The organism is Bradyrhizobium sp., assembly GCF_049691595.1.
Taxonomy (GTDB): domain Bacteria; phylum Pseudomonadota; class Alphaproteobacteria; order Rhizobiales; family Xanthobacteraceae; genus Bradyrhizobium.
In genome coordinates, this window is record NZ_JBAVNZ010000072.1 from 1 (window position 1) to 26,239 (window position 26,239).

Genomic DNA, 26,239 nt, shown 5'->3' on the forward strand with positions numbered 1-26,239 from the left:
GAGCGTGACTGGGTGGTCGGGGTGAAGTCCGGGCCGTTCGGCTTGATGCGGACACCCGGCCGCAGCCGGGTCCAGGGCAGCGCGGCGGTATCGGCGGGCATCGCGCCCGGCGCGGCGCAGATCATGAGCTTTTCGGCGATCGGCTCGAAGTCGGCGCGGAAATGCACCGAGCTCTTGTTGACCAGGATTTTCTGCTCGGTCGGCTCGATGCCGACATAGCGGTACATCGACTGGTCGGCGAGTTGCGCCTTGTGCGAGCTCACGACCACCCTGACATCGCCGATCCGCAAACAGGCCGATGGCCCCATGTCCATGTCGCGGCCGCCGAAATAGGGGCCGGGCGCCACGAACTTGCCGTCCGACAGTCGTTCGACCACGAAGGTTTCGTTGTACGGCGCGTCGCCTGGTATGCCCGACTTGCCGCCGAGCGCGAGCATCACCGAGGCGCCGACACCCGCGGCATGCGCGGCCTTGGCCGATTGCGGATCGCAGATCACCCCGAGCGCGGCGCGGGTCGCGTTGTTGCGGACCAGCGCGCGCAACATGCCTGTGGTATCGGAATTGCCGCCGGCGCCGGGATTGTCCTGGGTGTCGGCGATGATGATGGGCTTGTCGGTGGTCTTCGCCAGTTCGATCGCGTGGCGCACGCCCTCGTCGGGCGAATAGATGCGGCCATCGAAATCGTCCTCGTGGCTTTCGATCAGCGCGGCGATCCGCTCCGCTGCCGCATCGGCATCGGCCTGCGTCCGGCCATAGGCAAACACGCTCGGCCCGCAATCGGCGAAATCGGCGGCCGGAAAGCCCGGCGCAAAGGACAGCGTCGGCACCGCCTCGCTCTCGAGCGCAACGAGCTGTTGATAGATGCCTTTGGCCGGTTGGTCGCGGGTGCATTGCCAGCTGATCGGAATCAGGAACGGCAATTGCCGGAATGCTTTTGCAAAACGCGCCTTCGTCTCGAGTATCAATGCGAGATGCCGCGCGGCGACGTGGCCGGTGTCGGCCATGTCGACGTGAGGATAGGTGCGATAGGCGATCAGCGCGTCGGCATGCTCGACCATTTCCGGCGTGACGTTGGCATGCAGGTCGAGGCTGACGACCAGCGGCAGATCCCTGCCGACCACCTGGCGCACGCGCGCAAGAATCTCGCCTTCGCCGTCGTCGAGATGCTCGGTCACCATCGCGCCGTGCAGGTCGAGATAGACGGCATCGATGGAGCCCGCGGCCCTGATGCCATCGACCATGACCTTGGCGACACGCTCATACGCGTCTTTTGTGACGTGTGCCGACGGGCTTGCGGCGCACCAGATGGTCGGCACCAACTCCCAGCCCTCCGCTTCCGCCGCGACGACAAAACCCGCCATGCCGATATTGATGTCGCGCATCACCTTGGGCACGTCGGCGCCGTGGGCCATCGCCGGCCAGCCGCCGCCATGCACGAAATCGTCATAGGTCGCCTTCGTCGGCGCGAAGGTGTTGGTCTCGTGCAGAAAACCGCCGATGGCGATGCGGGTCATGAACAGGGTCTCAAAAATGTCCTGATGACGTTAGCCCCGTGATCGCGAGGAGCGCAAGCTGTGAAGCAATCCCGTTTTGCATGCCGTGTGAGCGTCCGGATTGGCTTGCGGCACAGGGCGGAACAAGATGGCTCCCGGCAGATCGGCCTGTTAGATCGTTCTATAGTCAGACCGACCTCGAATGCCATGAAGGGTACAGGGCGTAATCCGCCGCTCCAGGTCAACCGCGCAAGATCGACGATCATTCGGCATGCCGTAAATGATGGCGCAACATGCGCCCGTGTTGTGGTTGGCACGGCGGATTCCGTCCTCGACTCAACCCTCCTACAACCCAGCGTAGATGATTCCGTCACGTCACCAACACGGATAGTGTTTTCGGTACACACAGGGGGAAAAAGGCGTAGACATCTCCGTTATCCAGATGGCATCCTTGGCCGTGCCGAAGAAGCAAGCCGAAAAGACGCTGAGGTTCATTGCTGGTTGAACATCGACTGACGCTACCGACCTCATGACTCCCGCCCATCCGATTGGGCGGCACGGGAGACTGGATGGATTTCGCGATCAAACTTGCCTTCGACATCCTCGCTTTCACCTCGGTCATGGTGCTGATCGTTCTTGGGCTCGGCGTGATCGCGAGCATGATGGGCATCTTCAATTTCGCGCATGGCGAACTGGTCCTGCTGGGCGCCTACACGGTCTATCTCAGCGATGAGTACGGCCTCGGCACCTGGCCCGGGGTCATCGCAGCACCGATCGTGGTGGGCCTGGTCGGGCTGGTGCTCGAACGCACGATCATCAAACGCTTCTACGCGGTGCCGATCATCGCCATGCTCGGCACCTATGCGATTGGGCTGATCATCCGGGAGATCGTGCGCGGATTGCTGGGCGGGCACTACAAATCGATCCCGGAGCCGATCAGCGGCGCCTTCAGCGTGGGTAATCTCGATTTCTCCATCTGGCGTACCTTTGTCATCGCAACCACGATGGTGGTGATCGCCGGCAGCTGGTTGCTGCTGTCCCGAACATCGATCGGACTACGCGTGCGCGGCGCCCTGGAAAACCCGATGCTCGCGCGCGCATGCGGCATTTCCACGGCCCGCCTCTACGCACTTACCTTCGCCTTCGGCGCTGCGCTCGCGGGACTGGCCGGCGCCCTGATCGTGCCGCTTTATCAACTCTCGGCCGATATCGGCATCCGCTTTCTCGTGCAGGCGTTCCTTTCCGTGATGCTTGGAGGTGTCGGCACATTCGAAGGGCCCGTGCTCGGCGCCATCGCCGTGGGCGCCATGGCGGCGGGCTTGCCATGGGTGGTGATCCCGGTACTCGCCGACCCGCTCGTATTCGTAATCGCGCTTGCCGTCGTGAGGCTGCGTCCGCAGGGTTTCATCACGGTCGGCCGACTGTAGGGAAGTCAACCAGGGGAGTGTTCAGGATGAACGGAACAGATCGGGCGCGCGGCATGGACCGGCGTCGTTTCCTCACTGGCGCCGGCGCGCTGACCGCAGCGGGCTGGATCGCGGGTTTCGCGGGCGGCTGGGTGCTGCGCCCGCGCTGGGCTCACGCGGCGGGCCCGATCAAGATGGGCATCGCCACTGACATCACGGGCGCCATCGCTCCTTCCGGCAACGCCAACTGGCAGGTGGCGCAGTTCGCCGTCGAGCAGATCAACGCCGCAGGCGGCATTCTGGGGCAGCCGATCGAACTCTACCTGGAAGACACAGCCTCCGATCCGAAAATCGCCGTCGGAAACGTCCGCAAGCTGATCCAGGAGCGCAAGGTCGACGTAGTGCTGGGCGGGATCACCAGCGCCATGCGCCAGGCCATCAAGGACCCGATCGTCAACCGGGGCCGGACACTCTACATCTACCCGCAGCTCTACGAGGGCCAGGAATGCACCAAATTTCTGTTCAACACCGGCCCCTCACCGGCACAGCAGTGCGACCGCCTGATTCCCTACATCATGAAAACGCTGGGCAAGAAGCGCTTCGCTATGCCGTCAGCAAACTATGTCTGGCCTCAGTTGCTCAACAAATATGCCCGCAAGGTGATCGAAGCCAATGGGGGCGAGGTCGTGTTCGAGGAATACTATCCGCTCGATCAGGCGGAATATTCAGCGACCATCAGCAAGATCAGGGACGGCAAGGTGGATTGCGTGTTCAACACGGTCATCCCGCCGGGCCTCCAGCCTTTCGTCAAACAGCTCTACGAATCGGGCTTCCAGAAGAATGGTGGCGTGCTCAGCTGCGTCTACTACGACGAGAATCTGCTGAACTACCACCCCGCCAACGAAATGGAAGGGCTGATCAGCTGCCTTGATTATTTCCAGGCGGTCGACGATCCATTCAGCCAGAAGCTGCAGCAAGGCTACGCAAAGAAATTTCCTGACACGAAGTACCTGTTCACAGCCGGCAGCGCCGCCACGGGCATGTATCGCGGCGTGAAGTTCTACGAGGAAGCCGTCAAGGCGACTGGTGGCAAACTCGGCCGAGAGGAGGTCGCCGCCGCGCTCGATCATGCTGTCCTCAGCCAAGGCCCGGGCGGCGGCGCCGCTATGGTGCCCGGCCACTATCATGCGAAAATGAACATGTACATCGCGGTCTGCAAGAGCGAAGCCGGCAAGACCCGCTACGATGTCATCGACAAGGCCGACATGGTCGATCCGCGGGAGTGTTGATCGAGTGTTGATCTGATGGGTGTCGCGACGACGCGAGGCGGTGCGCAAGCTCGAAAGGTCAGGGGTAGCAGGAAGCTTGCCTTCCGCGTGCTGCCGATCGTCGAGCTCGTGGTGCTGGTTTTGCTCGTCGCGGCACCCTTCGTTCTGGCCGAACGCGCCGCGCTCGTGACGTTGATGACGAACATCGTCATTCTCTCGCTGTTCGCGATCAGCTTCGACCTGTGCTGGGGCTTTTCCGGCATCATGTCATTCGGCCAGGCGCTTTTCTTCGGCGCCGCTGGCTATGTCGTGGCTCTGGTCGGACGTGACCTTGATTTCAGTCAGCTCCTGGGCACGCTGCCGCTGGCCATACTGATCGGCGGGCTATTGTCCGCGGCGTTGGCGGCCTTCCTGCTGCTGGGCCGCAAGACGCCGACATCGATCTTCGTGGCTTTCGGCACCCTGACGGGCGCATATGCCGCGGAGCGCCTCGTATCAGGCTGGCAGTACGTCGGCGCCGGCAACGGCCTTTCGTCCATCAAGCTCATGGCGTTCGGCGGCTTTGAATTCGTGGAAGGTGCCGCCTTCTATTCCGTGGCGCTGGCAGCGCTCGTGCTGGTTTATGCCGCAAGCAGGGTGCTGGTGCGCTCGCAACTCGGTCTGGTGCTTGCTGGCATGCGCCAGAATGAGGAGCGCCTGGCGTTCTTCGGCTATCGCGTGCAGGTTTTCAAGGCCATCGTGTTCATCTTCGCCGGCATGATCGCAGGCCTGTCCGGCGCGCTCTATAGCTACCACCAGGGCTTCACCGGCCCAGGCAATCTGGGGCCGGGCCTGTCCACCACCGCCGTGATCTACTGCCTGTTCGGCGGCAGCGGAACGCTGATCGGGCCAGTGCTGGGGACGGTCGCGATCGAGCTGCTTAGCTACGTGCTTGCTGACACCGATGCGATCCGCCAGTTTTGGCCCGTGATCCTGGGCGTGGTGTTACTCGTGGTGGTCATGTTCCAGCCAACCGGGCTGCTCGGGCTCATGGTCTCTGCGCGCGAGCGCATCGGTTCCTTCGGTGTGCGGCGAGGGGCACACTGATGGTGCTGCTGGAGATTGCCGCCGTCACCAAGGTCTATGGACCGCTGCGCGCGCTGGACGGCGTTGACCTGCTGGTGGAGGCCGGCACATTCCACGGCCTGATCGGTCCCAATGGCTCCGGCAAGAGCACGCTGCTCAAATCGATCGCCGGCGCGCATTTCCCGACCACCGGCACGATCCGTTTCGATGGGATGGACATCACCGAGATGCCGCCCTATCAGCGCGCGCGCAACGGCCTTAGCCTCAAATTCCAGATCACCGCGGTGCTGACCGAGTTGTCGGTCTATGACAACGTCCTGCTGGCGCTGCAATCGGCCGAAACCAGCTGGCAGCTGTTGCGGAGCTCCTCCCGCTTGCGGCTCAACGACGAAGTGATGGTGGCCCTCGACCGTTTTCGCCTGGCCGACCGGGCCGATGACCTTGCGGGCGAGCTAAGCCACGGCGAACAGCAATGGCTTGAAATCGCGATGGCGCTGGCGCCAAAGCCCAAGCTGCTGCTGCTGGATGAGCCGACCGGCGGCATGAGCCCTGAGGAGCGGCGCGTGACCGGCGAATTGCTCGAACCGATCAAGCCCGACTGTACGCTCATCATCGTCGAGCACGACCTCGACTTCATCAAGAACATCTGCGACCGGCTCACCGTGCTCGACCAGGGCCGCGTCATCGGCTCTGGCACCATCGATGAGATTGAGCGCGATCCACGCGTGCAGGAGATCTATACCAGCCGTGTCTGATCCCATCCTCCAGGTGAGCGACCTGTGCGCAGGCTATGGCCGCAGCCAGGTTCTGTTCGGGCTGACAATGGCAACCCCTCCCACGGGGGCCGTCGCCATCCTTGGTCGCAACGGTGCTGGCAAGACCACGCTGCTGAAAACACTGGCTGGTGAAATCAGCCCCATGTCTGGCAGCATTCGTTTTGACGGCCAGCCTGCGAACGCGATGCCGCCCGAGCGGCGGGCGCGCAGCGGCATCGGCTACGTGCCGCAGGAACATGCGATCTTTGCCAAAATGACGGTGCGGGAGAACCTGCTGCTGGGTGCTGCAGGACGAAACGATCGCGGTGCCATCGACGAGGTGCTGGATTTCTTCCCAAAGCTTGGTGCGCGCCTCGGGCAAACGGCCGCAACACTCTCCGGCGGGGAGCGCAAGATGCTGGCGGTCAGCCGCGCGCTGCTGGGCCGGCCCAAATTGTTGATGCTCGATGAGCCCACCGAAGGAGTGTGGATCGGCGTCATCGAGGAGATCGCAGACCGTATGACCGAGCTTGCCAGCCGAATGTGTGTGATCCTTGTGGAGCAGCACGTGGAGCTCGCCTTGCGGGTGGCGAGCTACGTCTATGTGATGGAGCGCGGCACTATCGCGCTCGAGGGTCCGTCCGCGGCCGTGCGCGACGATCCTGCCTTGCTGCGCTTTCTAGCCCCCTGAACCACGGTTTCGCCGACACCCAAACCGAAACGGAGGAATCCAGAATGGCCGTCCAACTTCCCACCCCGTCGCAGCTGCTTGATATCGCAGATGATATCGGACTCGATCTCACCGATGCCGACGTCACGTCATTCCTCGGACTCCTCGGTCCCAATATCGCCGCCTACAATGTGGTGGACTCGATGGCGGACAATCTTCCCGCCGTCCGCTATCCCCGCACGCCAGGATACCGGCCGACCGGCGATGAGAACGCGTACAACGCCTGGTATGTCAAAACCACGGTACATGGGGCGGCCGAGGGCAAGCTCAAGGGAAAGACCATCGTGCTGAAGGACAACATCATGCTGGCCGGCGTGCCCATGATGAACGGGGCCGCCACGATGGAAGGCTATATTCCCGACATCGACGCGACCGTGGTGCACCGCATTCTGGATGCCGGCGGCAAGATCCTGGGCAAGGCGCATTGCGAGTATTTCTGCCTCTCCGGTGGCAGTCACACCAACGCGACAGGTCCTGTGCATAATCCGCACAAAAGGGGATACTCGGCCGGAGGCTCGTCCTCGGGCAGTGCCGTTCTGGTGGCCAGGGGCGAGGCGGACATGGCGCTCGGCGGCGACCAGGGCGGCTCCATCCGTATGCCTGCCAGCTTCTGCGGCATCTACGGCATGAAGGCGACGCACGGCCTGGTGCCTTACACCGGAATAATGCCGATCGAGATCTATATCGACCACACCGGCCCGATGACGCGCACGGTGGCGGAAAATGCGCTGCTGCTGGAAGTGCTGGCGGGTCCCGACGGGTATGACCCGCGGCAGTACGACGTGAAGGTGCATCCTTACGCGAGCATGCTGGAGGGCGGCGTTGCCGGCATGAAGATCGGCATCGTGATCGAAGGCTTCGCGCAGCCCAACGCGGAGGCGGATGTGAACGCGAAGGTGCGGGCAGCGGCGGCGCAGCTGAAGAAGCTTGGTGCGGTAGTCAGCGAGGTCTCGATCCCAATGCATCTGCTGGGGCCAGCCTTGTGGACGCCAATCGGTGTCGAGGGGCTCACGCAGACCATGATGCACGGGGACGGCTACGGGGTTAGCCGGCCGGATCTTTACGTCACCAGCCTGATGGATTTCCACCGCAACTGGCGCGGCCGGGCCAACGAGTTGAGCGAGACGACCAAGCTGTTCACGTTGCTCGGCACTTATATCCGTAAATACCATGGCAGCCGTTATTACGGCAAGGCGATGAACGTCACGCGCCTGCTGACTGCTGCCTATGACCACGCCTTGGCCCAGTACGATCTGCTGCTGATGCCGACTACACCTATCAAAGCCCACGAATTGCCACCACCGAATGCACCGCGTGAGCTGGTTGTCGAGCGGGCGCTCAACATGATCTCGAACACCGCCCCGTTCGACATCACACATCATCCCGCGATGGCGATCCCATGCGGCATGTCCGATGGGCTGCCGGTGTCGATGATGCTGGTGGGCAAGCATTGGGACGAGCCCACGATCTATCGCGCGGCCTACGCTTTTGAGCAGGCGGGTGAGTGGGCCATGATGTAACCGCCGCGCTGACGCGTTGCGGGAGGGGGATTATGCGGTCGCCGCGGCACCGTCCGCTACCGGCCGAAAATTGGCAAAATCCCAGCCGCGTCCGGGGGCGGCGTCGAGCAGCGCGCTTGTATAGGCCTGCTGCGGATGGGTCAGCACTTGCGCGGCCGGTCCCTGTTCCACTACCCGGCCATGCTGCATCACGGCGACATCGTCGCAGATTTGCGCCGCGACGCGCAGATCATGGGTGATGAACAACAGCGCGATGCCGAGCCGCTGCTGGATCTCGTCCAGCAGGTCGAGCACCTGCGCCTGCACGGAAACGTCGAGCGCGGAGACCGCCTCGTCGGCGACCAGCACGTCGGGGTCGAGCGCGAGCGCGCGGGCGATCGCGATGCGCTGGCGCTGGCCGCCAGAGAATTGGTGCGGGTAGCGCGAGATCGCGTCGGGCGGCAGATCGACCAGTTCGAGCAGCTCGCCTGCCTTCGCCAGCGCGTCGGCGCGCGGCATTCCGTAATTGATCGGCCCTTCCGCGATGGTCTCGCCGATGGTGACGCGCGGATTGAGCGAGCGATAGGGGTCCTGGAAGATGATCTGGATGTGCTTGCGGTGTGGCTGCAGCAGCCGGCGCGACAGGTCAGAGATTTCGTGCCCGGCCAGCCGCACGCCGCCGGAGGTCGGGTCGATCAGGCGGACGATGCAGCGCGCCACCGTCGACTTCCCGGAACCGCTCTCGCCGACGAGGCCGAGCGTGCGGCCCTTGCGCAAGGTGAGCGTGACGTCCTTGGCGGCGGCTACCTCGCGCGTTTTGCCGAAGAACGTACGCTCGCGATAGATCTTGCCCAGATCATTGGTTTCCAGCACCACCGGCTCGGTGGTGTCCGCGCGTGGCGCGCGCGGCACGAGGCTCGGTACCGCGGAGAGCAGGTTGCGGGTGTATTCCATCGAGGGCGTGCGCAGGATGGTGTCGAGCGGACCGGTCTCGACCAGCCGGCCATGACGCATCACCGCGACCCGGTCGGCAATCTCGGCCACGACGCCCATGTCATGGGTAATGAACAGCACCGCGGTGCCGTGATCGCGCTGCAGGTCGCGGATCAGGGTCAGGATTTGCTTCTGGGTGGTGACGTCGAGCGCGGTGGTCGGCTCGTCGGCGATCAGGAGTTTCGGCTCGAGCACCAGCGCCATTGCGATCATGATGCGCTGGCGCTGCCCGCCCGAGAGCCGGTGCGGATAGGAGGCGAAGATGCGCTCGACCTCGGGCAGCCGCACCTGTTCCATCATCGCCAGAATCTTCTGGCGGCGCACCCGCGCGTCGAGATCGGTGTGGACGCGCAGCACCTCGTCGATCTGGCGGCCGACCGGCATCACCGGGTTGAGCGCAGTCATCGGTTCCTGGAAGATCATGGCCATGGTGGTGGCGCGCAATTGCCGCAGGCGCCGGTCGCCGGCGCCGAGCAATTCCTCGCCGACCAGCTTGACGCTGCCGCCCGCCGGCGCCAGCGCGCCCTTTTGCAACAGGCCCATCACGGTCAGCGAGGTCACCGATTTGCCCGAGCCGCTTTCGCCGACCAGGCACAGCGTTTCGCCTTGATGCACCTGCAAAGAGATGCCGTCGATGATGCGGTCGGCTCGCGGATTCTTGCCGAGGCCGACGATGAGGTTGTCGATGTCGAGGACGAGGTTGGTCATTTCATCGCTCTCTCAACGTCATTGCGAGCGAAGCGAAGCAATCCAGCTTCCTTTGCCGCGCCACCGCACTGGATTGCTTCGTCGCTTCGCTCCTCGCAATGACGTGGTGAGAGTTTCATTTCCCGCTTCCCCGCTGTTTCATGCGGGGGTCGAGTGCGTCGCGCGCGGCGTCGCCGATCAGGTTGACGCTGAGGATCGCGATCGACAGCAGCAGGCCCGGCCAGAAGATCAGCGACGGCTTGACCTGAAAATAGGCGCGGCCCTCGGCCATGATGTTGCCCCAGGTCGGCGTCTCCGGGCTGATGCCGGCGCCGAGAAAGGACAGGATGGCTTCGGTGAGGATGGCGGAGGCTGCGACATAAGTGCCTTGGACGATCAATGGGGCGACCGTGTTCGGCATCAGATGCCGCCACATGATCTTGGGCAGGCTGGAGCCGACCGAGATCGCGGCCTCGACATAGGGCTCCTCGCGCGCCGACAGCACGACCGAGCGCACCAGCCTTGCCACGCGCGGAATCTCGGGGATGGTGATCGCGACCAGCACCGTCATCAGGCTGGCGCCCGACAGCGACACCACGGCGATCGCGAGCAGGATGCCCGGGATCGCCATCAGCCCGTCCATGATGCGCATCAGCACGGCATCGACCCATCTGAAGAAGCCGGAGACGAGGCCGATCACGAGCCCGATGCCGATCGAGAACACCGCGGCGCCCAGGCCGATCAGGAGCGAAATCCGTCCGCCATGGAGAATCCGCGACAGCACGTCGCGGCCATAGCCGTCGGTGCCGAGCAGGAACTGGGCGCTCGACGGCTTCAGCCGTTGCGCCGGCGCCAGCAGCAGCGGATCGTGAGGCGCGAGCCACGGCGCAAAGATCGACATCGCGATCACCAGCGACAGGCAGATCGTTGCGACCGCGATGATCGGCGTCGCCGTCAGGAATCCGAGTCCTGGCCGGAACGGCGTGGTGATCGGGATCGACGGTTCGGGAAGGATTTCGATCGCCATCAGGTGCGCACCTCAGTAGCGGATTCTGGGATCGAGCAGGGTGTAGGCGACGTCGATCAGGAGATTGACGGCGACATAGATCGCCGACGTCAAAAGGATCATCGCCTGGATCACAGGATAGTCGCGCGCCAATACGGCATCGACGGTGAGGCGGCCGATGCCCGGCAGGTTGAACACGCTTTCGGTGACGACGACGCCGGAAATCAACAACGCAAAGCCGGTACCGATCACGGTGATGACAGGCACGGCGGCGTTGCGCAGCGCGTGGTGCAGCAGCACGCCGCTCTCGCTGATGCCCTTGGCGCGCGCGGTGCGGACATAGTCCTCGCCCAGCACATCCAGCATCGAGGCGCGCGTCATGCGCGCGATCAGCGCGACATAGATAAAGGACAGCGTGCAGGTCGGCAAAATGAGGCGCTCGAAGAACGGCCCAAAACCCGCCGTGATGCTGCGAAAACCCTGCACCGGCACCCAGCGCAGATCGATCGCAAAGACCTGGATCAGCACATAGCCGATCACGAATACCGGAACCGAGAAGCCGAGAACCGACAGCGCCATCACGAAGCGATCGATCCAGGTGCCGTGCTTCCACGCCGCGATCACGCCGAGCGGCACCGCGACCAGGATCGAAAGAACGATGGTGGACAGCGCGATCGAGATCGACGGCTCGACGCGCTGGCCGATCATCTTCAGCACCGGCACGTTCGAAATCAGCGACACGCCGAGATCGCCATGCAGCAGCTTGCCGATCCAGGTGAAGAACTGGGTGTAAAGTGGTTCATTCAGGCCAAGCGAGGCACGGATGCGTTCGAGCTGCTCGGGTGTGGCGTTATCGCCGGCGAGGATCGCGGCGGGATCGCCCGGCGTCAGCCGCAGCAGCAAGAACACGAACAGCGCCACCACGCCCATCACGGGAATGGCGGCGAGGATGCGGCGAAGCAGATATCCGAGCATCGTTCTCCATCACTGCTATCGCCGACCGTCTCGCTGGCCGGCGAGGATTTCGTCCCCCGCCCGTATGTATCAGGCGAGCAATTCCTGTGCCATCACTCCAGCGTCGCCAGCAGGCCCGCCATCAGCCGGCCGCGCTCGGCGAGACTGTCGACCTCGATATGTTCGTTCAGCGTATGCGGATCGGCGCCGCGCACGCCCAATCCGTCGAGCGTGGGGATTCCCAAGGCGCCGGTAAAATTGGCGTCCGAGCCGCCGGCGGCGCTGGCATGGGGCAGCTCGTGGCCCATCGCCCTGGCCAAATTCCGCGCCTTTTCATACAGCGCCATGGTGGCCGCGTCGGGCTCCCAGACCGGCCGCGTCACCCCGCGCGTCACCTTGAACGTGACGCCGTTGTCGGTCCCGGAAAGCGCCAGCATGCGTTCGACGGCGCGATCGAGATCGCCTTGGCGCTTGGCCATGCTGAGCGCCTCGCCGGTGCAGGTGGTGGCGACGCAATTGACCCATTGCCCGCCATGCACGATCCCGACGGAGAAGGTGCAATCCTCGGTCGTCATGGCGTCGATCGCGATGATTTGCCGCGCCATTTCGCGGATCGCGGAGCGGCCCGCCGACAGCGCGGCGCCGGCATGGCTGGGCTTGCCGGTGGCTTCCAGGTCGAAGCGGGCGATCGCGTAACGGCCGGTGACGACGCCGTTATTGGCCCGGCCGGGTTCCGGCACCAGCACGTATTTGTTGCGCGAAGCCTCCGCCTCGATGATGTCGCGGGTCGACGGCGTGCCGACTTCCTCGTCCGGCGTGAACAGCACGGTGACCGGCAGCGGTGTCGTGAAGCCGGCGCGGGCCAGTTGCCGGATCGCTTCCAGCGCGAGGTAATTGCCGCCCTTCATGTCGAAGATGCCGGGGCCGAAGCATTTGTTGCCTTCACGCCGCCAGGCCAGTTTCTCGATCGTGCCGACGGGATGGACGGTGTCGAGGTGGCCGGCGATCAGGATGCCCGGCTCGCCTTGCCTGGGGTGCGGGAAGCGCGCCCGGACGCAGCCGGCAAAACCTTGTCGGCCTGCGATGCGCTCGATGGTCGCACCCATGATCGCCATCTCGCGCGCGGCAAGGTCGAGCATCCGGTCGACCGCGGGCGCATCAAAGGTCGGGCTTTCGCATTCCACCCAGCCGCGCAGTCCCTGCAGCATGGCTTCGGAATCAAAGGGAAGATTGGCTGGGTTCATGGGCTTATCCTGATTTCTGGACACGCGAATTTGGCTCGGTAACGCTACGAGAATGATCCCCGACGATTTTGTAAAGTGGAACGTCGGCGCGGCGCCGGCCGCGGGTCTGCGAAGCGGATCTATCGGCAAAACCCGATTGACGCGCCGCGCGCTTGGTGCAAGTCTCAAATAGCCAAGATTTACAGCGTGTTAGTTCGCCCAAAGAACGAACCGCATGCATAACTTATCATCGGGTTTTGACCAGTTTCACGTCAGGAGAGATCGAATGTTCCACATCTCGCGTCGGAAACGTCCCACGTTAGCCTCGGCCCTGTCGGGTGTTGCCCTTTCGCTGGCGCTGGCATCGCAGGCCATGGCCGCGGGCAAGACCATCACCGCGGTGATGCATTCGGATTTGCGGGTGATCGATCCCGGCTTCACGACCGCCTACATCACCCGCGACCACGGCTACATGGTCTATGACACGCTGCTGGCGACCGATTCCAGTTTCAAGGTCCAGCCGCAGATGGCGGACTGGAAAGTCTCTGACGACAAGCTGACCTACACCTTCACCTTGCGGGACGGCTTGAAGTGGCATGACGGCGCGCCGGTCACGGCGGAGGATTGCGCGGCCTCGCTGAAGCGCTGGGGCCGGGTCGACAATATGGGCCAGAAGTTGATGGATTTCACCGCCAGCATTGAGGCCACCGACGCCAAAACCATCACGCTGAAACTGAAGGAACCCTACGGGCTGGTGCTGGAATCGATTGGCAAACCATCGTCCTATGTGCCGTTCATGATGCCGAAGCGATTGGCGGAGACGCCGGCGGGGCAGCAGATCAAGGAGCAGGTCGGATCCGGTCCCTTCAAGTTCGTGCAGGCCGAGTTCCAGCCGGGTGTGAAGGCGGTCTATGAAAAGAACACGGACTATGTGCCGCGCAAGGAGCCGGCGAGCTGGACCTCCGGCGGCAAGGTGGTGAAGGTCGACCGCGTCGAATGGATCACGATGGCGGATGCGCAGACCGCGGTGAACGCGCTGCAATCCGGCGACATCGACTTCATGGAGAGCCCGGCCTTCGAGATGCTGCCGTTGCTGACGGCCAACAAGGACCTCAAGGTCGAAACGCTGAACAAGTTCGGTTTCCAGACGCTTGGCCGGATGAATTTCCTCCATCCGCCGTTCGACAACGTCAAGGTTCGCCGCGCCGCCTTGCTGGCGATGAACCAGAAGGACGTGCTGGATGCGCTGGTCGGCAATCCCCAATACTACAAGATGTGCGGCGCGTTTTTCATCTGCGACACGCCGCTCGCCACGGACGAAGGTTCGGCGACGCTGATCAAGGGCAATGGCATGGCGGACGCGAAAAAGGCGCTCGCCGAATCCGGCTATGACGGCACGCCGATCGTGATCATGGCGCCCGGCGACGTCGTCACGCTGAAGGCGCAGCCGATCGTCGCCGCGCAATTGCTGCGCGAAGCCGGCTTCAAGGTGGACGTGCAGGCGACCGACTGGCAGACGGTGGTGACCCGCCGCGCCAGCCAGAAGCCGCCGAAGGAGGGCGGCTGGAACATGTTCTTCACCAACTGGGTCGCGGCCGACGTGTTGAACCCGATCGCCAACTTCTCGATCGGCGGCCGCGGCAAGAATGGCGGCTGGTTCGGCTGGGCGGAAGACGCCAGGATCGAACAGTTGAAGGACGCCTATGCGCGTTCATCGTCGCCGCAGGAGCAGAAGAAGATCGCCGCCGACATCCAGAAGCAGGCCTATGAGCAGGTGATCTACATCCCGCTCGGGCAATACATCCAGCCGAGTGTGTGGCGGAAATCGCTGTCGGGCGTGCTCGACGGCCCGGCGACGCCGATCTTCTGGAACATCGACAAGTCGGAGTGAGGCGCGGGTGGGGCGCGCCTGATCGGCGCGATCGCAGCCCGCGTATCCCTGTACGAATTTCGAACGGCGCCGCCATTCCAGCGGCGCCGCTGTCGTTCGTCGAACCGAAATCGCCGGTCGCCTGCCTCGATGTGCTATCGAATGCCTGCCTGGCCAGGACATGGGGAGGGAACATGCGGCGCACTTTGGCACCCTGGATCGTTGTGGCCGCGATTGGTTTGCTGGGGGGCTGCGCCTTCCGCTACTTTTTTGACCCGTCGATCGAAGCCACCGTCGCGTACTACCTGCGCAGCGGTACCCACGGGATCGGTGTGGCGCTCTCCGGCTGGGCGGTTCATCTTTATTTCACATCGCGCAGCAGTGAATGGGTGAGCAGATGGCCGCTGGTCGTCGAGATTGCCGTGCAGTCCGTGGTCATGGCGATCGTCGTTGCGACGGTCGCGGCGGGCTTGCAGGTCGCACTCTACGGCGAAGGGATCAAGGCTGCCTGGCTCGCCACCGACTTCCCTCGAATCGTCGGCATCGCCTTTGTCATGTCCATTTTCTTCGGCGCCGTTTTCGAACTGGTCCGCATGGTCGGCAGCCGGGTCCTCCTCAATGTGGTGCTCGGCCGCTATCGAAGGCCGACCCGGGAACAGCGTGTGCTGTTGTTCCTCGACCTCGCCGGATCGATGTCGCTGGCGGAGCAGATGGGCGAGTTGCGCATGCATCAGCTTCTCACCCGGTTTTTCTTCGACATCGACGAGACGATCCTCGCCCATGGTGGCGAGGTGCACGCCTATGTCGGGGACGAGGTGATCGTAACGTGGCGGGTTGCGACCAAGGTGTCGGAGCGACGTTACCTCGACTGCTTTTTTGCCATACAGGACAGGATTGCGGAAAGAGCGGAGCTGTATCGCCGTGAGTTCGGCCTGGTGCCGACCTTTCGCGCGGGTTTGCATGCGGGGTTCGTGGTGATCAGCGAGTGCGGTGACTCGCACCGCCAGATCGCCTATTTCGGCGACACGGTGAACGTCGCAGCGCGGTTGCAGGAACACTGCAAGGACGCTGGCCGTGCGTTGCTTGTCTCCGCCGATCTCCTCGGCCTCGTGCATCCCGGCGGTGACCTCGTTGTCGAGGCGCTGGGGCCAACGCAACTGCGTGGGCGCGCCGCCGGGGTGGAAGTGTTTGCCGTCGAGCGGCGAAAGGCCGGCTGCACCGTTACGCCGTGAGGTCGACGATTTTCCCGCTGCTCGGCGCCGGAACGGTTTGGGCTGACTGTCGAACCGAACGGCCGCCGTCGGAATCCCGGTCGCGATCGGGCCTGGGTTCGCTTCGCTCGGGCGTGATGGGCAATATCGATGGTGAACTGACCGCTGAGATACTCATGGCGTGCCTTTGTCGTTGAGGTGCCAAGCTTTGCAAGCCAGACATGAAGAGTTCCTGTTTCGGTACGGGTAAAGTCACACGATCAGCCGAAGCGCAGTCGTTTCCCGGCAGAATGGTTAGAAAGACCTTCATGCATTTCGGCGCATTTTACGGTCGTCATGGCGAGGTCGTTAAGCCGTATTCAGGCATTGCTGGTCGACGCGGCGCGCTGAAGATATCGGCACGTCTCCTTTGGACGGGGGGCTCCTGGACCGCAGGCCGTCGCCGCGTGAGTTTTCCGGAGGATTGATTGGAGCGACAGAATCCTGATCGGTTGGGCGTGGATCGCTGTCGATCTTCCAAATGCGCTGGTGCGGGCGGTGGGACTCGAACCCACACGACGTTGCCATCGAGGGATTTTAAGTCCCTTGCGTCTACCAGTTCCGCCACGTCCGCTTTGATCGCGAGATCAGATACTTAGCGCGTTTTCCGGCGAAACGGAATGCAGGATCGTCGGCTGCCAAGCGTATCTTCTCCTTAAAGCGCCGGACGGGCCAACGCAAAGCCTCAATCCCGACACCGGTGCCTGCTTTAGGCAATCTCAAGTTTGTCCGGTTATGAAGGTCCGATGTCCGTTCGCGCCTCCCATCTCCCGCTCATACCACGCGCCGCCGGCTGGCTGGCGCTGCTGGCGCTCGGCCTTGGCGTTTCCGGCTGCGCCGAGATGAGCGACGGCATGACGTCAGCGTTTGCCGATCCCGCCAAATACGATCTCTACGACTGCAAGCAGCTCGAGGCGGAGCGCCAGCGGCTCGCCTCTCGCGGCGCGGAGCTGCAGGGCCTGATGGCGAAGGCGGAAACCGGCGCTGCCGGATCGGTGGTATCCGTACTCGCCTATCAAAACGACTACGTCACCGTGCGTGGACAGACCAGGCTCGCCGAACAGGCGTGGCGGCGCAACAAGTGCCAGGAATCCAAACTGGAATCCAAACAGGAAGCGAAACCGGCCGTGGCGGCGGCGCCACCGGCCGGCATCAAGGGCGCGCGTCCGGGGTCACGGCCCACCGGTGGCGTGCATTAGATTGCCCGCGAATTCTCACGCCCGCCAATCGTAGATCCAGTCCTGTCGCGCCAGCATGCGATTTGCGCCCATCGCCCTGATGGTGAGGTCGCGCGCCAGGGCCGCGGCTCCCGAGAGGTGATAGATCCGCCCCGATTGCCGGGCGGCGCGCTGGACCCGCAGCACGCGCGAGCGCCGCAGCCGCCCATAGCGCCTCAACGCCGCCGGAATGCCCGCCACGTTTTCGCCGGCGCTGTCGCTGAGGCATCCGGCGAGCACCGCCGCATCCTCGATCGCCATTGCCGCGCCCTGCGCGGCAAACGGCAGCATCGCATGCGCGGCGTCTCCGAGCAGGGCGACCGCGCCGGCGGACCATTCGCCGATGTCCGGCATCGTGAACAGCGCCCATTTCCGCCAGCCATCGACGGCGCCGATCAGCATGCGCGCGGTGGCGGGCCATCGCGATGACGCGAACGCGCTTTTGAGCTCGGCGGCGTCGCCCGGCGTGCTCCAGCCGGGCCGGTTCCACGTCCCCGGCACGATCGCGACCACATTGACCTGACGCGCGCCCGCGATCGGATAGGCGACGAGATGGGCTTTCGGTCCCATCCACAGCTGCACGCGCGGCGAGGTATGTTCGCGCGGCAACGCGGTCGCATCGAGCGTCCCGCGCCAGGCGATCAGGCCGGAGAATTGCGGCCGCACTTCCGGAAACAGATGATGCCGGACCGACGACCAGATGCCGTCGGCCCCGATCAGCGCTGACGCCAGTTCCTGCCGGCGGGCGCCGTTGCTGCGCTGAACGACCGTCAGTCCCCTGGCGTGCCGGGCCAGGTCCTCGAACTGCCAGCCGAGCCGCAGGTCGATATCGGGGACTTCATTGACCCTGGCGAGCAGCGCCGCCTGCAGATCGGCGCGATGCATCACCCAATAGGGGGCGCCGAAGCGAAACGCCGCGGCTTTGCCGAGCGGCAGGCGCAGGATTTCGCCGCCCGCGCGCGCGCTCATGATGCTGATGGAATCCGGCGTCACCGCGCGCGCGGCGAGCCGCCCCTGCAATCCGAGTTCGACCAGGATGCGGCTGGCGTTGGGGGAAAGCTGCAGGCCGGCGCCGGTCTCTTCCAGCCGTTCGGCCTTTTCGAGCACGATGATCCGAAAGCCCCGCGCGGCCAGCGCCAGCGACGCGGTCAATCCTCCGATCCCGGCACCAGCGACGATGATGGTGCGTGCAACCGCCACCGACCGGTCAGGCGACCTTGTCTTTCAGCACGCATTCGGGAGGCCGGGCCTCGCCGGCGGGAAGGTCGGCGGCGAAGCGATAGAGCGTCGAGCAATAGGGGCAGATGATCTCGTTGTCATTGCCGAGATCTAGGAAGACATGCGGATGATCGAACGGCGGATTGGCGCCCACGCACATGAACTCATGCGAGCCGATCTCGATCACCGAAACGCCGGCATCGTTGTGGAAGTGCGGGACGATCTGGTCAGACATCATATTCACCTTGCGTGGCAATGGCGGACAAACCCAATCCCCGCCGCGCAACGCGCTCGAACGCCGCGGCACCATACTGACGGGTGCAGGTGATTCCCAGAGCCCCCAGCGAACCATTTGCTCATGCAAATTCGACACAATCTTGTCATCCGAGAGAAGCCCTTCTTTCGTCGGGGCGGTTGTGTCACAAAAGCGGCATACTATTTTCAGGGAAGCGGAAATTTGGGTTTTTCGGGATGAAACGGGCGCGGCTCAGTGTGGCATTGGCAGGCGTGGCAGTCAGCATGGCCGTCGGCGCGGCATTGTGGCCGCACGCCCGCGACGCCGCTGCGATCCTGGCGGTGCAGGATGAGCCGGCACGATTGGCCGATATCCAGGTCGATTTTGCCCTGCGGAGCAATCAGGCGCTGGTCCGGCAAAACATCGAGGCGGCGCTGGCCGCCGAGGACGCCGATCTCGCCAACAGCTTTGTCGAATTGGCGCGCGGGAAGAACATCGCCATCGGCGATGACCTGTCGAAACGCGTCAGCGACGCGGTCGCCGAGGAAAATTCCACGTCGCATTTCGCAAAGCGCTTTGCCACCGGTCTTGTGACCGGATCGGCCGACGATGTCGCGAGCCTGTCGGGCACGGTCGCCGGCGATCTCCTCGTGTTCGGCGACATCAGGGACGTGGTGCGCGAAAGCAAGCATCTGGCCATGGGCGAGGATACCGACCGGCTGGTGCTGGGCCTTGCCACCGCCGGCCTTGCCGTGACGGCGGCGACCTATGTCTCCGCCGGTGGCGCCGTGCCGGTGCGGGCCGGGCTCACCTTGGTCAAGGACGCCCGCAAGGTCGGTCGGCTGGGCGAGGGGCTGACGCAATGGGCCGGCCGCTCGGCACGCGACGTCGTCGACGCGCCGATGCTGCAGCGGGCGGTCGCGTCCGGATCGGTGATGCGGCCGGGCGAGACCGTGAGCGCAATCAAGGCGGCGTTCCGCGCCGAGAAGGCCGGCGGACTGGTCCGTCTCGCCAAGGATGTCGGCCGCGTCGGCGAGAAGGCCGGCACCCGCGGCGCGCTCGATACGCTGCGCGTCGCCGAGGGGCCGAAGGATGTCGCGCGCGCGGCGCGGCTGGCGGAATCCAAGGGTGGCCAGACCCGCGCGATTCTGAAACTGCTCGGCCGCGGCGCCTTGCTGCTGGCGGCCGGCGCCTTCAATCTGACGATGTGGGTGTTCGGCGCGCTGCTCACGCTGTTCGGCTTGCTGTCGTCGATCAAGGCGACCACCGAGCGTCTGACCATGGCCTGGCTGCGGCGCAGGAAAGCGCGGCGGCTGCGAAGGCAACTGGCCGCGGCCCGCGCGCCGGCCGACCAATTGCTGGCAAGCGCTGCCGTGCACGGTTAGGCTTGCGATCATTTCATCGATCGACAAACCCTGATCCCCAAAAAATGGAACTGGTGATGCCGAGTTTTCACAACGGCGCCGTTGAAATTGCCTATCTCGACGAAGGCGAGGGCGATCCGATCGTGCTGGTGCACGGCTTCGCCTCGAGCAAGAACGTGAACTGGGTTTATCCCGCCTGGGTTTCCGAGCTGAAGAAAGACGGCCGCCGCGTCATCGCGCTCGACAATCGCGGCCATGGCGACTCGGTCAAGCTTTACGATGCCTCGCAATATGACATCGCGATGATGGCCAATGATGTGCTCGCGCTGCTCGACCATCTCGATCTCGAGCGCGCCGATGTCATGGGCTATTCGCTGGGCTCGCGCATGACCGCGGTGCTCGCGCTCAGCCAACCGCGGCGGCTGCGATCGGCGATCCTCGGCGGCATCGGCATCGGGATGATCGAAGGCGGCGGCCCCGGCGAGAACGTCGCGGCCGCGCTGGAGGCGCCATCGCTGGAAGCGGTGACCGATCCGGTCGGGCGCACGTTCCGCGCCTTTGCCGATCAGACCCGCTCCGATCGGCGCGCGCTCGCCGCCTGCCTGCGCGGATCGCGGCGCCTGATGACGGCAGATGAGGCCGCCGGGATCGCCGTGCCGGTTCTGATCGCGGTCGGCACCGCCGATGAAATCGCGGGCTCGGCGCAGGCGCTTGGAAAAATCATTCCGGGCTCGGAAGTGCTCGATATACCCCACCGCGATCATATGCGGGCGGTCGGCGACAAGGTCTACAAGGCGGGCGTGCTGGACTTTCTCTCACGCCAAGATTGATCGGGCGACCCGGTCGCGGCGCCGAAATTCGCCGGTAGTTGCCGGAAAACCCGCTTGATTTTCCGAAATTCCCGACCACCTGAATGTGGTGTCGCCTGGAACGGCGTTCGGCCGGGGTTTGCTTTCGCCGAAGCCGCCCCGGGACAATTGTCCGCCCGCCGTGCTATAATGCACACTCGGACATTCGAATTGCGAGGGCAGCCCATGGCAGTGCATCAGGTCAATCCGCAGGGTGCGAAACTGGCGGCGCTCGATCCGATCTGGGGTCGCGTGCGCAACGAGGCGGAAGACATCGTCCGCCGCGAGCCCGAGCTTGCCTCCTTCATCTATTCGACCGTGCTGCATCACGATCGCCTGGAGGACTCGGTGGTGCATCGCCTCGCCGAGCGGCTCGATCATTCGGCGCTTTCGGGGGACCTGATCCGCCAGGCCTATGACGAGGCGCTGCGCGACGCGCCGGATCTCGGCAACGCGTTCCGCGCCGATATGGTCGCCGTCTATGATCGCGATCCCGCGACCTCGCGCTTCATCGACCCCTTGCTCTATTTCAAGGGTTTTCATGCGCTGCAGACCCATCGCCTGGCGCACTGGCTCTACCAGAAGGGCCGCAGGGATTTCGCCTACTACCTGCAGAGCCGCTCCTCGGCGGTGTTCCAGACCGATATCAATCCCGCCGCCAGGATCGGCCGCGGCATTTTCCTCGATCATGCCACCGGCTTCGTCTGCGGTGAGACGGCCGTGATCGATGACGACGTTTCGATCCTGCACGGGGTCACGCTCGGTGGCACCGGCAAGGAGAACGAGGACCGCCATCCCAAGATCCGCCACGGCGTCCTGATCGGGGCGGGCGCGAAAATTCTCGGCAACATCGAGATCGGCCACTGCGCGCGCATCGCCGCCGGATCGGTCGTGGTCAAGCCGGTGCCGCACAACGTCACCGTGGCCGGCGTTCCCGCCAAGATCGTCGGCGAGGCCGGCTGCGCCGAGCCGTCGCGCACCATGGATCAGATGCTCAACGCGATCGGGCTTTGATTTCAAGGGCTTTCTGACCAGTCAATCGCGGAGAAGATACCGCTAGCGGCGCGAAGATACGGCTAGCGGTCGGCGCCGTCTCGTCCTAAAATTTCCGGGAAAGCCTCGATCCGATTGGAGACCGCCGTGGACGTACAGGAAGTCAGGAAGCTCGACGCCTATCTCAAGCGCGTGTTCGGCAATCCCAAGATTCGCGTCGTGCCGCGGCCGAAGAAGGATGACTCGGCCGAGGTATATATCGGCGAGGAGTTCATCGGCGTGCTGTTCGTCGATGATGAAGATGACGATCGCTCATTCCAGTTTCAGATGGCGATCCTGGAAGAAGATCTGGCCGACCAGGGCTGAGTATTTCGGGGTGGACAAGGACATCGCAGGGCGGGCAAAGGCGCGTTTGCGCCGCGCCCATCGCGGCAATCCTCAATGATCGATGAGGGTTTGGCGGGCACGCAGGGCCTGTCACCGGGCGCGCATTCGCGACCCGGTGGCTTTGCCCACCGACGAAACTGCGAACGAATCGCGTCAGAACTATCCCTTTGGCCCGTGCATCCGCAGCGTCAAACGCTCCATCGTCTCGGACAGCGCGCGCCATTGCGCGAGCCAGCTGCGCGGGAAGCGGAATGTAAGGTCCGCCCCGTCGATCCGTCGTTCGCTCAGGCACATTCCGGGCGTGGCGGCGTCACGCGTGCAGCGCGCGTTCAGTCCAGGCGTGCTTGCGGTGAACAGATCTTCGCCGCCGTAGGGCGAGCCGTCGCGAAACGCGCGCATCGTCAGTCCGTCGTCCACCGGCGTCGCGGCCTGCTCCAGATATCGCGGATAGATGGTGCGTACGCGGATATCCGGCGCAAGCGAGTCATGGTGTGCCGCGATCGACAAAAATATCCGGTCGATCGGTTGCGGCTTTTCCTCGACCGTGTCCGCGCTGACATGCTTTGGCGGCTCCGGCGGTTCGAGCGAGGGAAAGCTGAAATGGAGATCGACGCGTTCCTGCGGCCCGGTGTGACGCTGGATCTTCATTCGCACCGCCGCCGTCGGTACGTTGAACAGCGTTCCGCCGATGCTGACCGGCAATCGCGCCGGGCCGCCCGAAGGGTCTGTTCCCCAGGTCGGCCACAACAGATAGGCGATCAGCGCGATTGCACCGATGGTTACCGTCGCAGCGAGCATGATCGGGACCATGTGGCCGCGCGGATCCTTGCGGGTGTCGCGGGCGATGAGCTGGGCCGTCGAAAGCAATGTCATCAACGAGGCATCGGTCAGGTTCGTGGCTAACGGCGAATCACTACCCGAATATGCCATGGGCCGGCCGATTTCCGCATGATCGCAACGGAGCGATCGAGCCGCGAGCCATGCGCAAACGAGGCGGCTGGCTTAAGGCCGTTAACCTTTCCTTAAGGATGATGTAGCGGCCGGCGGCCAATTTTGCCAAAGCAGGGGCTGGTTGGTTGGGTAGCGGAAGTTCCTGATGTCGCCCGAGGCGTTCAATTCCCTGTTCACGCTCTGCATCGGCTTCGCGCTCGCGGGCGCATTGGCCAGCGGATATCAGGCCATGGCGCAGCGCCCGGCGGGTTTCGGCTTGCTGCAGGAGGGCGCCGCGCCCAAGACCTTCGCCGCGGTGCCGTTCCTGGTCTTTGCCGCGCCCTTTATCATCATGCGCAACACGCTGCTTGGAGCGCGCATCGAGCGCCGCCGCTTCGAATTCGTGATGGTAGCGACCGTGATCGCCGGATTCTGGAGCCTGATGTCCGGTACGTTCTTCCTGATGACGCTGCGCGCCGCCGGGCTGCTGGCCTGAGACGTCACGATCTGACGGGTCCCTGCATGCGAACCGCCACCCGGCCCGCGGTCTCGGTGCGGGGCAGGCGTCGCTTGAATACGCGCCAGCCGCCTGCCAAGGTCGCCGCGAACAGGAGATCTGCATGGCGATCTACGAGCTTGACGGGCAAGGGCCCGAACTCCCCGCAGACGGAAACTACTTTATCGCCGATACCGCCGTTGTGATCGGCAAGGTTCGCCTGCTGAGCTCGACGAGCGTGTGGTTCGGCGCAGTGTTGCGTGGCGACAATGAGTGGATCGAGATCGGCGAAGGCTCCAACGTCCAGGACAACTCGACCTGTCACACCGACCGCGGATTTCCGCTGACGATCGGCAGGAACTGCACCGTCGGACACAATGTGATCCTGCACGGCTGCACGCTCGAGGACGGCGCGCTGGTGGGGATGGGCTCGATCGTCATGAACGGCGCCAGGATCGGCCGCGGCAGCATCGTGGGCTCCGGTTCCGTGATCACCGAGGGCAAAGAATATCCCGAACATTCCCTGATCATCGGCTCGCCCGCACGCGTGATCCGCACGCTTGAACCCACGCAGGTCAAGGCGATGGGAAGCACGGCGAAATTCTACACCATCAACGGGCCGCGATTCAAAAAAGGCCTGAAGAAGATCGGCTGAGCTGCAACCCGCTCAAGGGGTCGTCTCTTGCGTCTGCCGCGCCGGCATGTCCAGTCGCGCAGAAGTGAGCAGATCGTGCCGGACGCGGGCAACGACACGTCCTAGATTTGCATCGGTGGAACAAGGGAGGCGTCGTACATTTAGCCAAACGATCAGGAGGGACGTGAGATGTTGCGTAAAGCGATGGTCGCCTTGATGGCGATGGCTTCGGTCAGCATTCTGACGGTGGAAACAGCGTCGGCCCGCGGCGGCTTCCACGGAGGCGGCATCCACGGCGGTCACTTCCATGCCGCCGGAATTGGAATGGGCGGCGCCGGCTGGCACCCTGTTGCGGTCGGCGGCGGCACGGTTGGCGGCGGAACTCTCGCAGCCCAACATGTCCATGGCGGCTTCCATCCCGGCTTCCGCCACGGATTTCGGCATCACCGATTTCCATTCGTCATCGGCGTCGGCCTAGGCTACGGCTACTATGACTATCCGTATTACGCCGGCTACGATGACGGCTACTATTACGGCGATGGTGGCTGCTACATCGTTCGGCAGCGCGTGCTCACCCGCTACGGCTGGCGGATCCGGCCGGTGCAGGTGTGCGGCTGATCGCGGTGTCTGCGCAAAGCCATGCGGCGAAACTTGGCGCGCGCTGGATTTTTCCGGAATGATCAAAGCGGCCCCGGCGTTGCCGGCACCTGGGCTTCTGGATGCGGGAGATTCCTGGAAGCTAAAAAAGAACAAGGCCGTCGACGCAGTATACCGTCAACGACCTTGCCAGCCCCGGATATTGAAATCGGCTTACGCCATCCGGTGATCCACAGCTTGCCCCGGAATCGTACGTACAAGTGTGAAGCAGATCACAAACGGCGGAGAAAAATCGCGGCCAGCGTTTTTATCGCAGGACGGAGCGAAGCTTTCGGTCGCGCCGATATCGTTCCCAACCGGGCGGCCCCCCGCGCGGCGTCGCGCGACCGTGTCAACGGCACTTAAACCAATGTCTGATGTTGACTGGCAATGCAGTTGGGAGGATGGCACAAACCACCGGCACCGACGGGACTATTCGCCGATGATCGCATGCCCGACGGGTGAGCGGTCAGCCCTGCGATTTGCCACGCTTGCGATGCGCGCTCCTGATCGCGTGCGGTTTCGGCTTGGCCGATTTCCTGCGCGCTGCCGGCTCTGCCGCCGCCTCGGTGGCTTGCGCGCTCGCGAACGATTGTCGCAGGCTGGCGATCGCCTCGGTGAGCGTGCCGACCTGTTCGGAAAGCTTCCTGGTATCGCCCTGCTGTGAGGCGAGGAGGCGGCGCACGGTTTGCAACTGGTCCTGCACGACCTGCAACTGGTCGATCGATTCCTGCTGGGTCGCCTCCAGGCCCCTGGTCTTTTCGACCAGTTGCTCGGAGGCTTGCGCGGTCCGGGCCTGCAGCAGACGGGCGGAAGCGGCGCGATCCGCTTCAGGCGAATTGCCGGTGTAGGCGCGCCAGAGCGCGATCGAGCTCGTTCCGAGCACGACGACGACGAGCGCCACGGCGGCGATGGCGATCGGCTGTACGCCGATGCCGACGCTGGGCACAGGGTTCCGGGGGGTGAGTTCGATCATGCGACTCCAAAGCCGGACCTGATTCTAGAGTTCCCGAATACCACACCCTCGGCCGCCCTAAAACCCCGTTATGCCCGTGCTGCATGGCAAAATCCCCACAAAACAC

General features: G+C 64.0%; 25 protein-coding genes and 1 tRNA gene. 16 read left to right on the top strand and 10 right to left on the bottom strand.

Annotated features, from left to right (window positions below):
* Nucleotides 1-1,514, bottom strand: a 1,514-nt coding sequence (locus tag WCE35_RS03490) for a M81 family metallopeptidase (RefSeq protein WP_424591950.1), incomplete at its 3' end; no start/stop codon positions are given.
* 548 nt (nt 1,515-2,062) lie between these two features.
* On the opposite strand from WCE35_RS03490, the gene WCE35_RS03495 reads away from it, so the two are divergent.
* From WCE35_RS03495 to WCE35_RS03520, 6 genes are read left to right on the top strand one after another with little or no spacing between them, the layout of a single operon-like run.
* Nucleotides 2,063-2,920 carry a branched-chain amino acid ABC transporter permease gene (locus WCE35_RS03495; RefSeq protein WP_424591951.1) on the top strand — a complete coding sequence of 286 codons (858 nt, stop codon included), beginning with the start codon at nt 2,063-2,065 and terminating at the stop codon, nt 2,918-2,920.
* Between the two features lie 26 nt (nt 2,921-2,946).
* A complete protein-coding gene (locus tag WCE35_RS03500; RefSeq protein WP_424591974.1) occupies nt 2,947-4,188 on the top strand; it encodes a substrate-binding protein in 1,242 nt (413 codons plus the stop codon).
* Between the two features lie 15 nt (nt 4,189-4,203).
* Nucleotides 4,204-5,253, top strand: a complete 1,050-nt coding sequence (locus tag WCE35_RS03505; protein WP_424591952.1) for a branched-chain amino acid ABC transporter permease — start codon at nt 4,204-4,206, stop codon at nt 5,251-5,253.
* Complete coding sequence (locus WCE35_RS03510; RefSeq protein WP_424591953.1) at nt 5,253-5,987, top strand: ABC transporter ATP-binding protein; 735 nt, start codon at nt 5,253-5,255, stop codon at nt 5,985-5,987. Before WCE35_RS03505 ends, WCE35_RS03510 begins: the two co-directional genes overlap by 1 nt.
* Entirely contained in the window at nt 5,935-6,678 is a 744-nt protein-coding gene (locus WCE35_RS03515; protein WP_424591954.1) for an ABC transporter ATP-binding protein, read from the top strand. Before WCE35_RS03510 ends, WCE35_RS03515 begins: the two co-directional genes overlap by 53 nt.
* Nucleotides 6,679-6,722: 44 nt before the next feature.
* Nucleotides 6,723-8,237, top strand: a complete 1,515-nt coding sequence (locus WCE35_RS03520) for an amidase (protein ID WP_424591955.1) — start codon at nt 6,723-6,725, stop codon at nt 8,235-8,237.
* 30 nt (nt 8,238-8,267) lie between these two features.
* Here the strand turns inward: WCE35_RS03520 and WCE35_RS03525 are convergent, their stop codons facing one another.
* From WCE35_RS03525 to WCE35_RS03540, 4 genes are all read right to left on the bottom strand, one after another.
* Nucleotides 8,268-9,917, bottom strand: coding sequence for an ABC transporter ATP-binding protein (locus WCE35_RS03525; RefSeq protein ID WP_424591956.1), 1,650 nt, complete (start codon nt 9,915-9,917; stop codon nt 8,268-8,270).
* A gap of 115 nt (nt 9,918-10,032) precedes the next feature.
* Nucleotides 10,033-10,923, bottom strand: a complete 891-nt coding sequence (locus WCE35_RS03530; protein ID WP_424591957.1) for an ABC transporter permease — start codon at nt 10,921-10,923, stop codon at nt 10,033-10,035.
* A 12-nt stretch (nt 10,924-10,935) separates the two neighbouring features.
* Nucleotides 10,936-11,877 carry an ABC transporter permease gene (locus tag WCE35_RS03535; RefSeq protein WP_424591958.1) on the bottom strand — a complete coding sequence of 314 codons (942 nt, stop codon included), beginning with the start codon at nt 11,875-11,877 and terminating at the stop codon, nt 10,936-10,938.
* 92 nt (nt 11,878-11,969) lie between these two features.
* The gene (locus WCE35_RS03540) at nt 11,970-13,100 is read right to left on the bottom strand and encodes a M20/M25/M40 family metallo-hydrolase (protein WP_424591959.1); all 1,131 of its coding nucleotides are present in this window, start codon (nt 13,098-13,100) and stop codon (nt 11,970-11,972) included.
* A 265-nt stretch (nt 13,101-13,365) separates the two neighbouring features.
* Here WCE35_RS03540 and WCE35_RS03545 point away from each other — a divergent pair, with 265 nt between their 5' ends.
* Entirely contained in the window at nt 13,366-14,970 is a 1,605-nt protein-coding gene (locus WCE35_RS03545; protein ID WP_424591960.1) for an ABC transporter substrate-binding protein, read from the top strand.
* A gap of 173 nt (nt 14,971-15,143) precedes the next feature.
* A complete protein-coding gene (locus WCE35_RS03550) occupies nt 15,144-16,181 on the top strand; it encodes an adenylate/guanylate cyclase domain-containing protein (protein ID WP_424591961.1) in 1,038 nt (345 codons plus the stop codon).
* A 505-nt stretch (nt 16,182-16,686) separates the two neighbouring features.
* Here WCE35_RS03550 and WCE35_RS03555 read toward each other — a convergent pair.
* Nucleotides 16,687-16,773: transfer RNA gene (locus WCE35_RS03555), tRNA-Leu, on the bottom strand.
* Nucleotides 16,774-16,945: 172 nt separating this feature from the next.
* Here WCE35_RS03555 and WCE35_RS03560 point away from each other — a divergent pair.
* Nucleotides 16,946-17,398 carry a twin-arginine translocation pathway signal gene (locus WCE35_RS03560; RefSeq protein WP_424591962.1) on the top strand — a complete coding sequence of 151 codons (453 nt, stop codon included), beginning with the start codon at nt 16,946-16,948 and terminating at the stop codon, nt 17,396-17,398.
* Between the two features lie 15 nt (nt 17,399-17,413).
* Here the strand turns inward: WCE35_RS03560 and WCE35_RS03565 are convergent, their stop codons facing one another.
* Together WCE35_RS03565 and WCE35_RS03570 are read right to left on the bottom strand one after the other, a co-directional pair.
* Complete coding sequence (locus WCE35_RS03565; protein WP_424591963.1) at nt 17,414-18,616, bottom strand: FAD-dependent monooxygenase; 1,203 nt, start codon at nt 18,614-18,616, stop codon at nt 17,414-17,416.
* A 7-nt stretch (nt 18,617-18,623) separates the two neighbouring features.
* The gene (locus WCE35_RS03570; RefSeq protein WP_424591964.1) at nt 18,624-18,869 is read right to left on the bottom strand and encodes a zinc-finger domain-containing protein; all 246 of its coding nucleotides are present in this window, start codon (nt 18,867-18,869) and stop codon (nt 18,624-18,626) included.
* Nucleotides 18,870-19,105: 236 nt separating this feature from the next.
* On the opposite strand from WCE35_RS03570, the gene WCE35_RS03575 reads away from it, so the two are divergent.
* The 4 genes from WCE35_RS03575 to WCE35_RS03590 all read left to right on the top strand — a co-directional run bounded on the left by WCE35_RS03575 (nt 19,106) and on the right by WCE35_RS03590 (nt 22,440).
* On the top strand, nt 19,106-20,254 hold the full coding sequence (locus tag WCE35_RS03575) for a hypothetical protein (protein WP_424591965.1): 1,149 nt from the start codon (nt 19,106-19,108) through the stop codon (nt 20,252-20,254).
* A 56-nt stretch (nt 20,255-20,310) separates the two neighbouring features.
* Nucleotides 20,311-21,063: an alpha/beta fold hydrolase gene (locus WCE35_RS03580; protein ID WP_424591966.1), complete on the top strand. Its 753-nt coding sequence runs from the start codon at nt 20,311-20,313 to the stop codon at nt 21,061-21,063.
* Between the two features lie 204 nt (nt 21,064-21,267).
* Nucleotides 21,268-22,095 (top strand): serine O-acetyltransferase, encoded by an 828-nt coding sequence (cysE, locus tag WCE35_RS03585; RefSeq protein ID WP_424591967.1) that lies wholly within the window; start codon nt 21,268-21,270, stop codon nt 22,093-22,095.
* A gap of 126 nt (nt 22,096-22,221) precedes the next feature.
* Nucleotides 22,222-22,440 carry a DUF3126 family protein gene (locus WCE35_RS03590; RefSeq protein ID WP_424591968.1) on the top strand — a complete coding sequence of 73 codons (219 nt, stop codon included), beginning with the start codon at nt 22,222-22,224 and terminating at the stop codon, nt 22,438-22,440.
* A gap of 180 nt (nt 22,441-22,620) precedes the next feature.
* Here WCE35_RS03590 and WCE35_RS03595 read toward each other — a convergent pair whose 3' ends face one another.
* On the bottom strand, nt 22,621-23,334 hold the full coding sequence (locus WCE35_RS03595) for a hypothetical protein (protein WP_424591969.1): 714 nt from the start codon (nt 23,332-23,334) through the stop codon (nt 22,621-22,623).
* A gap of 223 nt (nt 23,335-23,557) precedes the next feature.
* Here WCE35_RS03595 and WCE35_RS03600 point away from each other — a divergent pair, with 223 nt between their 5' ends.
* From WCE35_RS03600 to WCE35_RS03610, 3 genes are all read left to right on the top strand, one after another.
* Nucleotides 23,558-23,887, top strand: coding sequence for a DUF6949 family protein (locus WCE35_RS03600; RefSeq protein WP_424591970.1), 330 nt, complete (start codon nt 23,558-23,560; stop codon nt 23,885-23,887).
* 124 nt (nt 23,888-24,011) lie between these two features.
* Nucleotides 24,012-24,542 (top strand): gamma carbonic anhydrase family protein, encoded by a 531-nt coding sequence (locus WCE35_RS03605; protein WP_424591971.1) that lies wholly within the window; start codon nt 24,012-24,014, stop codon nt 24,540-24,542.
* Between the two features lie 168 nt (nt 24,543-24,710).
* The gene (locus WCE35_RS03610; protein WP_424591972.1) at nt 24,711-25,139 is read left to right on the top strand and encodes a hypothetical protein; all 429 of its coding nucleotides are present in this window, start codon (nt 24,711-24,713) and stop codon (nt 25,137-25,139) included.
* A gap of 487 nt (nt 25,140-25,626) precedes the next feature.
* Here WCE35_RS03610 and WCE35_RS03615 read toward each other — a convergent pair whose 3' ends face one another.
* Nucleotides 25,627-26,133, bottom strand: coding sequence for a hypothetical protein (locus WCE35_RS03615; protein ID WP_424591973.1), 507 nt, complete (start codon nt 26,131-26,133; stop codon nt 25,627-25,629).
* Nucleotides 26,134-26,239 lie beyond the last annotated feature (106 nt).

Bases quoted from the DNA above. Each gene is read 5' to 3' on its own strand.
- WCE35_RS03495 (WP_424591951.1), top strand. From the start codon at position 2,063: ATGGATTTCGCGATCAAACTTGCCTTCGACATCCTCGCTTTCACCTCG.
- WCE35_RS03500 (WP_424591974.1), top strand. From the start codon at position 2,947: ATGAACGGAACAGATCGGGCGCGCGGCATGGACCGGCGTCGTTTCCTC.
- WCE35_RS03505 (WP_424591952.1), top strand. From the start codon at position 4,204: ATGGGTGTCGCGACGACGCGAGGCGGTGCGCAAGCTCGAAAGGTCAGG.
- WCE35_RS03510 (WP_424591953.1), top strand. From the start codon at position 5,253: ATGGTGCTGCTGGAGATTGCCGCCGTCACCAAGGTCTATGGACCGCTG.
- WCE35_RS03515 (WP_424591954.1), top strand. From the start codon at position 5,935: ATGAGATTGAGCGCGATCCACGCGTGCAGGAGATCTATACCAGCCGTG.
- WCE35_RS03520 (WP_424591955.1), top strand. From the start codon at position 6,723: ATGGCCGTCCAACTTCCCACCCCGTCGCAGCTGCTTGATATCGCAGAT.
- WCE35_RS03525 (WP_424591956.1), bottom strand. From the start codon at position 9,917: ATGACCAACCTCGTCCTCGACATCGACAACCTCATCGTCGGCCTCGGC.
- WCE35_RS03530 (WP_424591957.1), bottom strand. From the start codon at position 10,923: ATGGCGATCGAAATCCTTCCCGAACCGTCGATCCCGATCACCACGCCG.
- WCE35_RS03535 (WP_424591958.1), bottom strand. From the start codon at position 11,877: ATGCTCGGATATCTGCTTCGCCGCATCCTCGCCGCCATTCCCGTGATG.
- WCE35_RS03540 (WP_424591959.1), bottom strand. From the start codon at position 13,100: ATGAACCCAGCCAATCTTCCCTTTGATTCCGAAGCCATGCTGCAGGGA.
- WCE35_RS03545 (WP_424591960.1), top strand. From the start codon at position 13,366: ATGTTCCACATCTCGCGTCGGAAACGTCCCACGTTAGCCTCGGCCCTG.
- WCE35_RS03550 (WP_424591961.1), top strand. From the start codon at position 15,144: ATGCGGCGCACTTTGGCACCCTGGATCGTTGTGGCCGCGATTGGTTTG.
- WCE35_RS03560 (WP_424591962.1), top strand. From the start codon at position 16,946: ATGTCCGTTCGCGCCTCCCATCTCCCGCTCATACCACGCGCCGCCGGC.
- WCE35_RS03570 (WP_424591964.1), bottom strand. From the start codon at position 18,869: ATGTCTGACCAGATCGTCCCGCACTTCCACAACGATGCCGGCGTTTCG.
- WCE35_RS03575 (WP_424591965.1), top strand. From the start codon at position 19,106: ATGAAACGGGCGCGGCTCAGTGTGGCATTGGCAGGCGTGGCAGTCAGC.
- WCE35_RS03580 (WP_424591966.1), top strand. From the start codon at position 20,311: ATGCCGAGTTTTCACAACGGCGCCGTTGAAATTGCCTATCTCGACGAA.
- cysE (WP_424591967.1), top strand. From the start codon at position 21,268: ATGGCAGTGCATCAGGTCAATCCGCAGGGTGCGAAACTGGCGGCGCTC.
- WCE35_RS03595 (WP_424591969.1), bottom strand. From the start codon at position 23,334: ATGACATTGCTTTCGACGGCCCAGCTCATCGCCCGCGACACCCGCAAG.
- WCE35_RS03600 (WP_424591970.1), top strand. From the start codon at position 23,558: ATGTCGCCCGAGGCGTTCAATTCCCTGTTCACGCTCTGCATCGGCTTC.
- WCE35_RS03605 (WP_424591971.1), top strand. From the start codon at position 24,012: ATGGCGATCTACGAGCTTGACGGGCAAGGGCCCGAACTCCCCGCAGAC.
- WCE35_RS03610 (WP_424591972.1), top strand. From the start codon at position 24,711: ATGTTGCGTAAAGCGATGGTCGCCTTGATGGCGATGGCTTCGGTCAGC.
- WCE35_RS03615 (WP_424591973.1), bottom strand. From the start codon at position 26,133: ATGATCGAACTCACCCCCCGGAACCCTGTGCCCAGCGTCGGCATCGGC.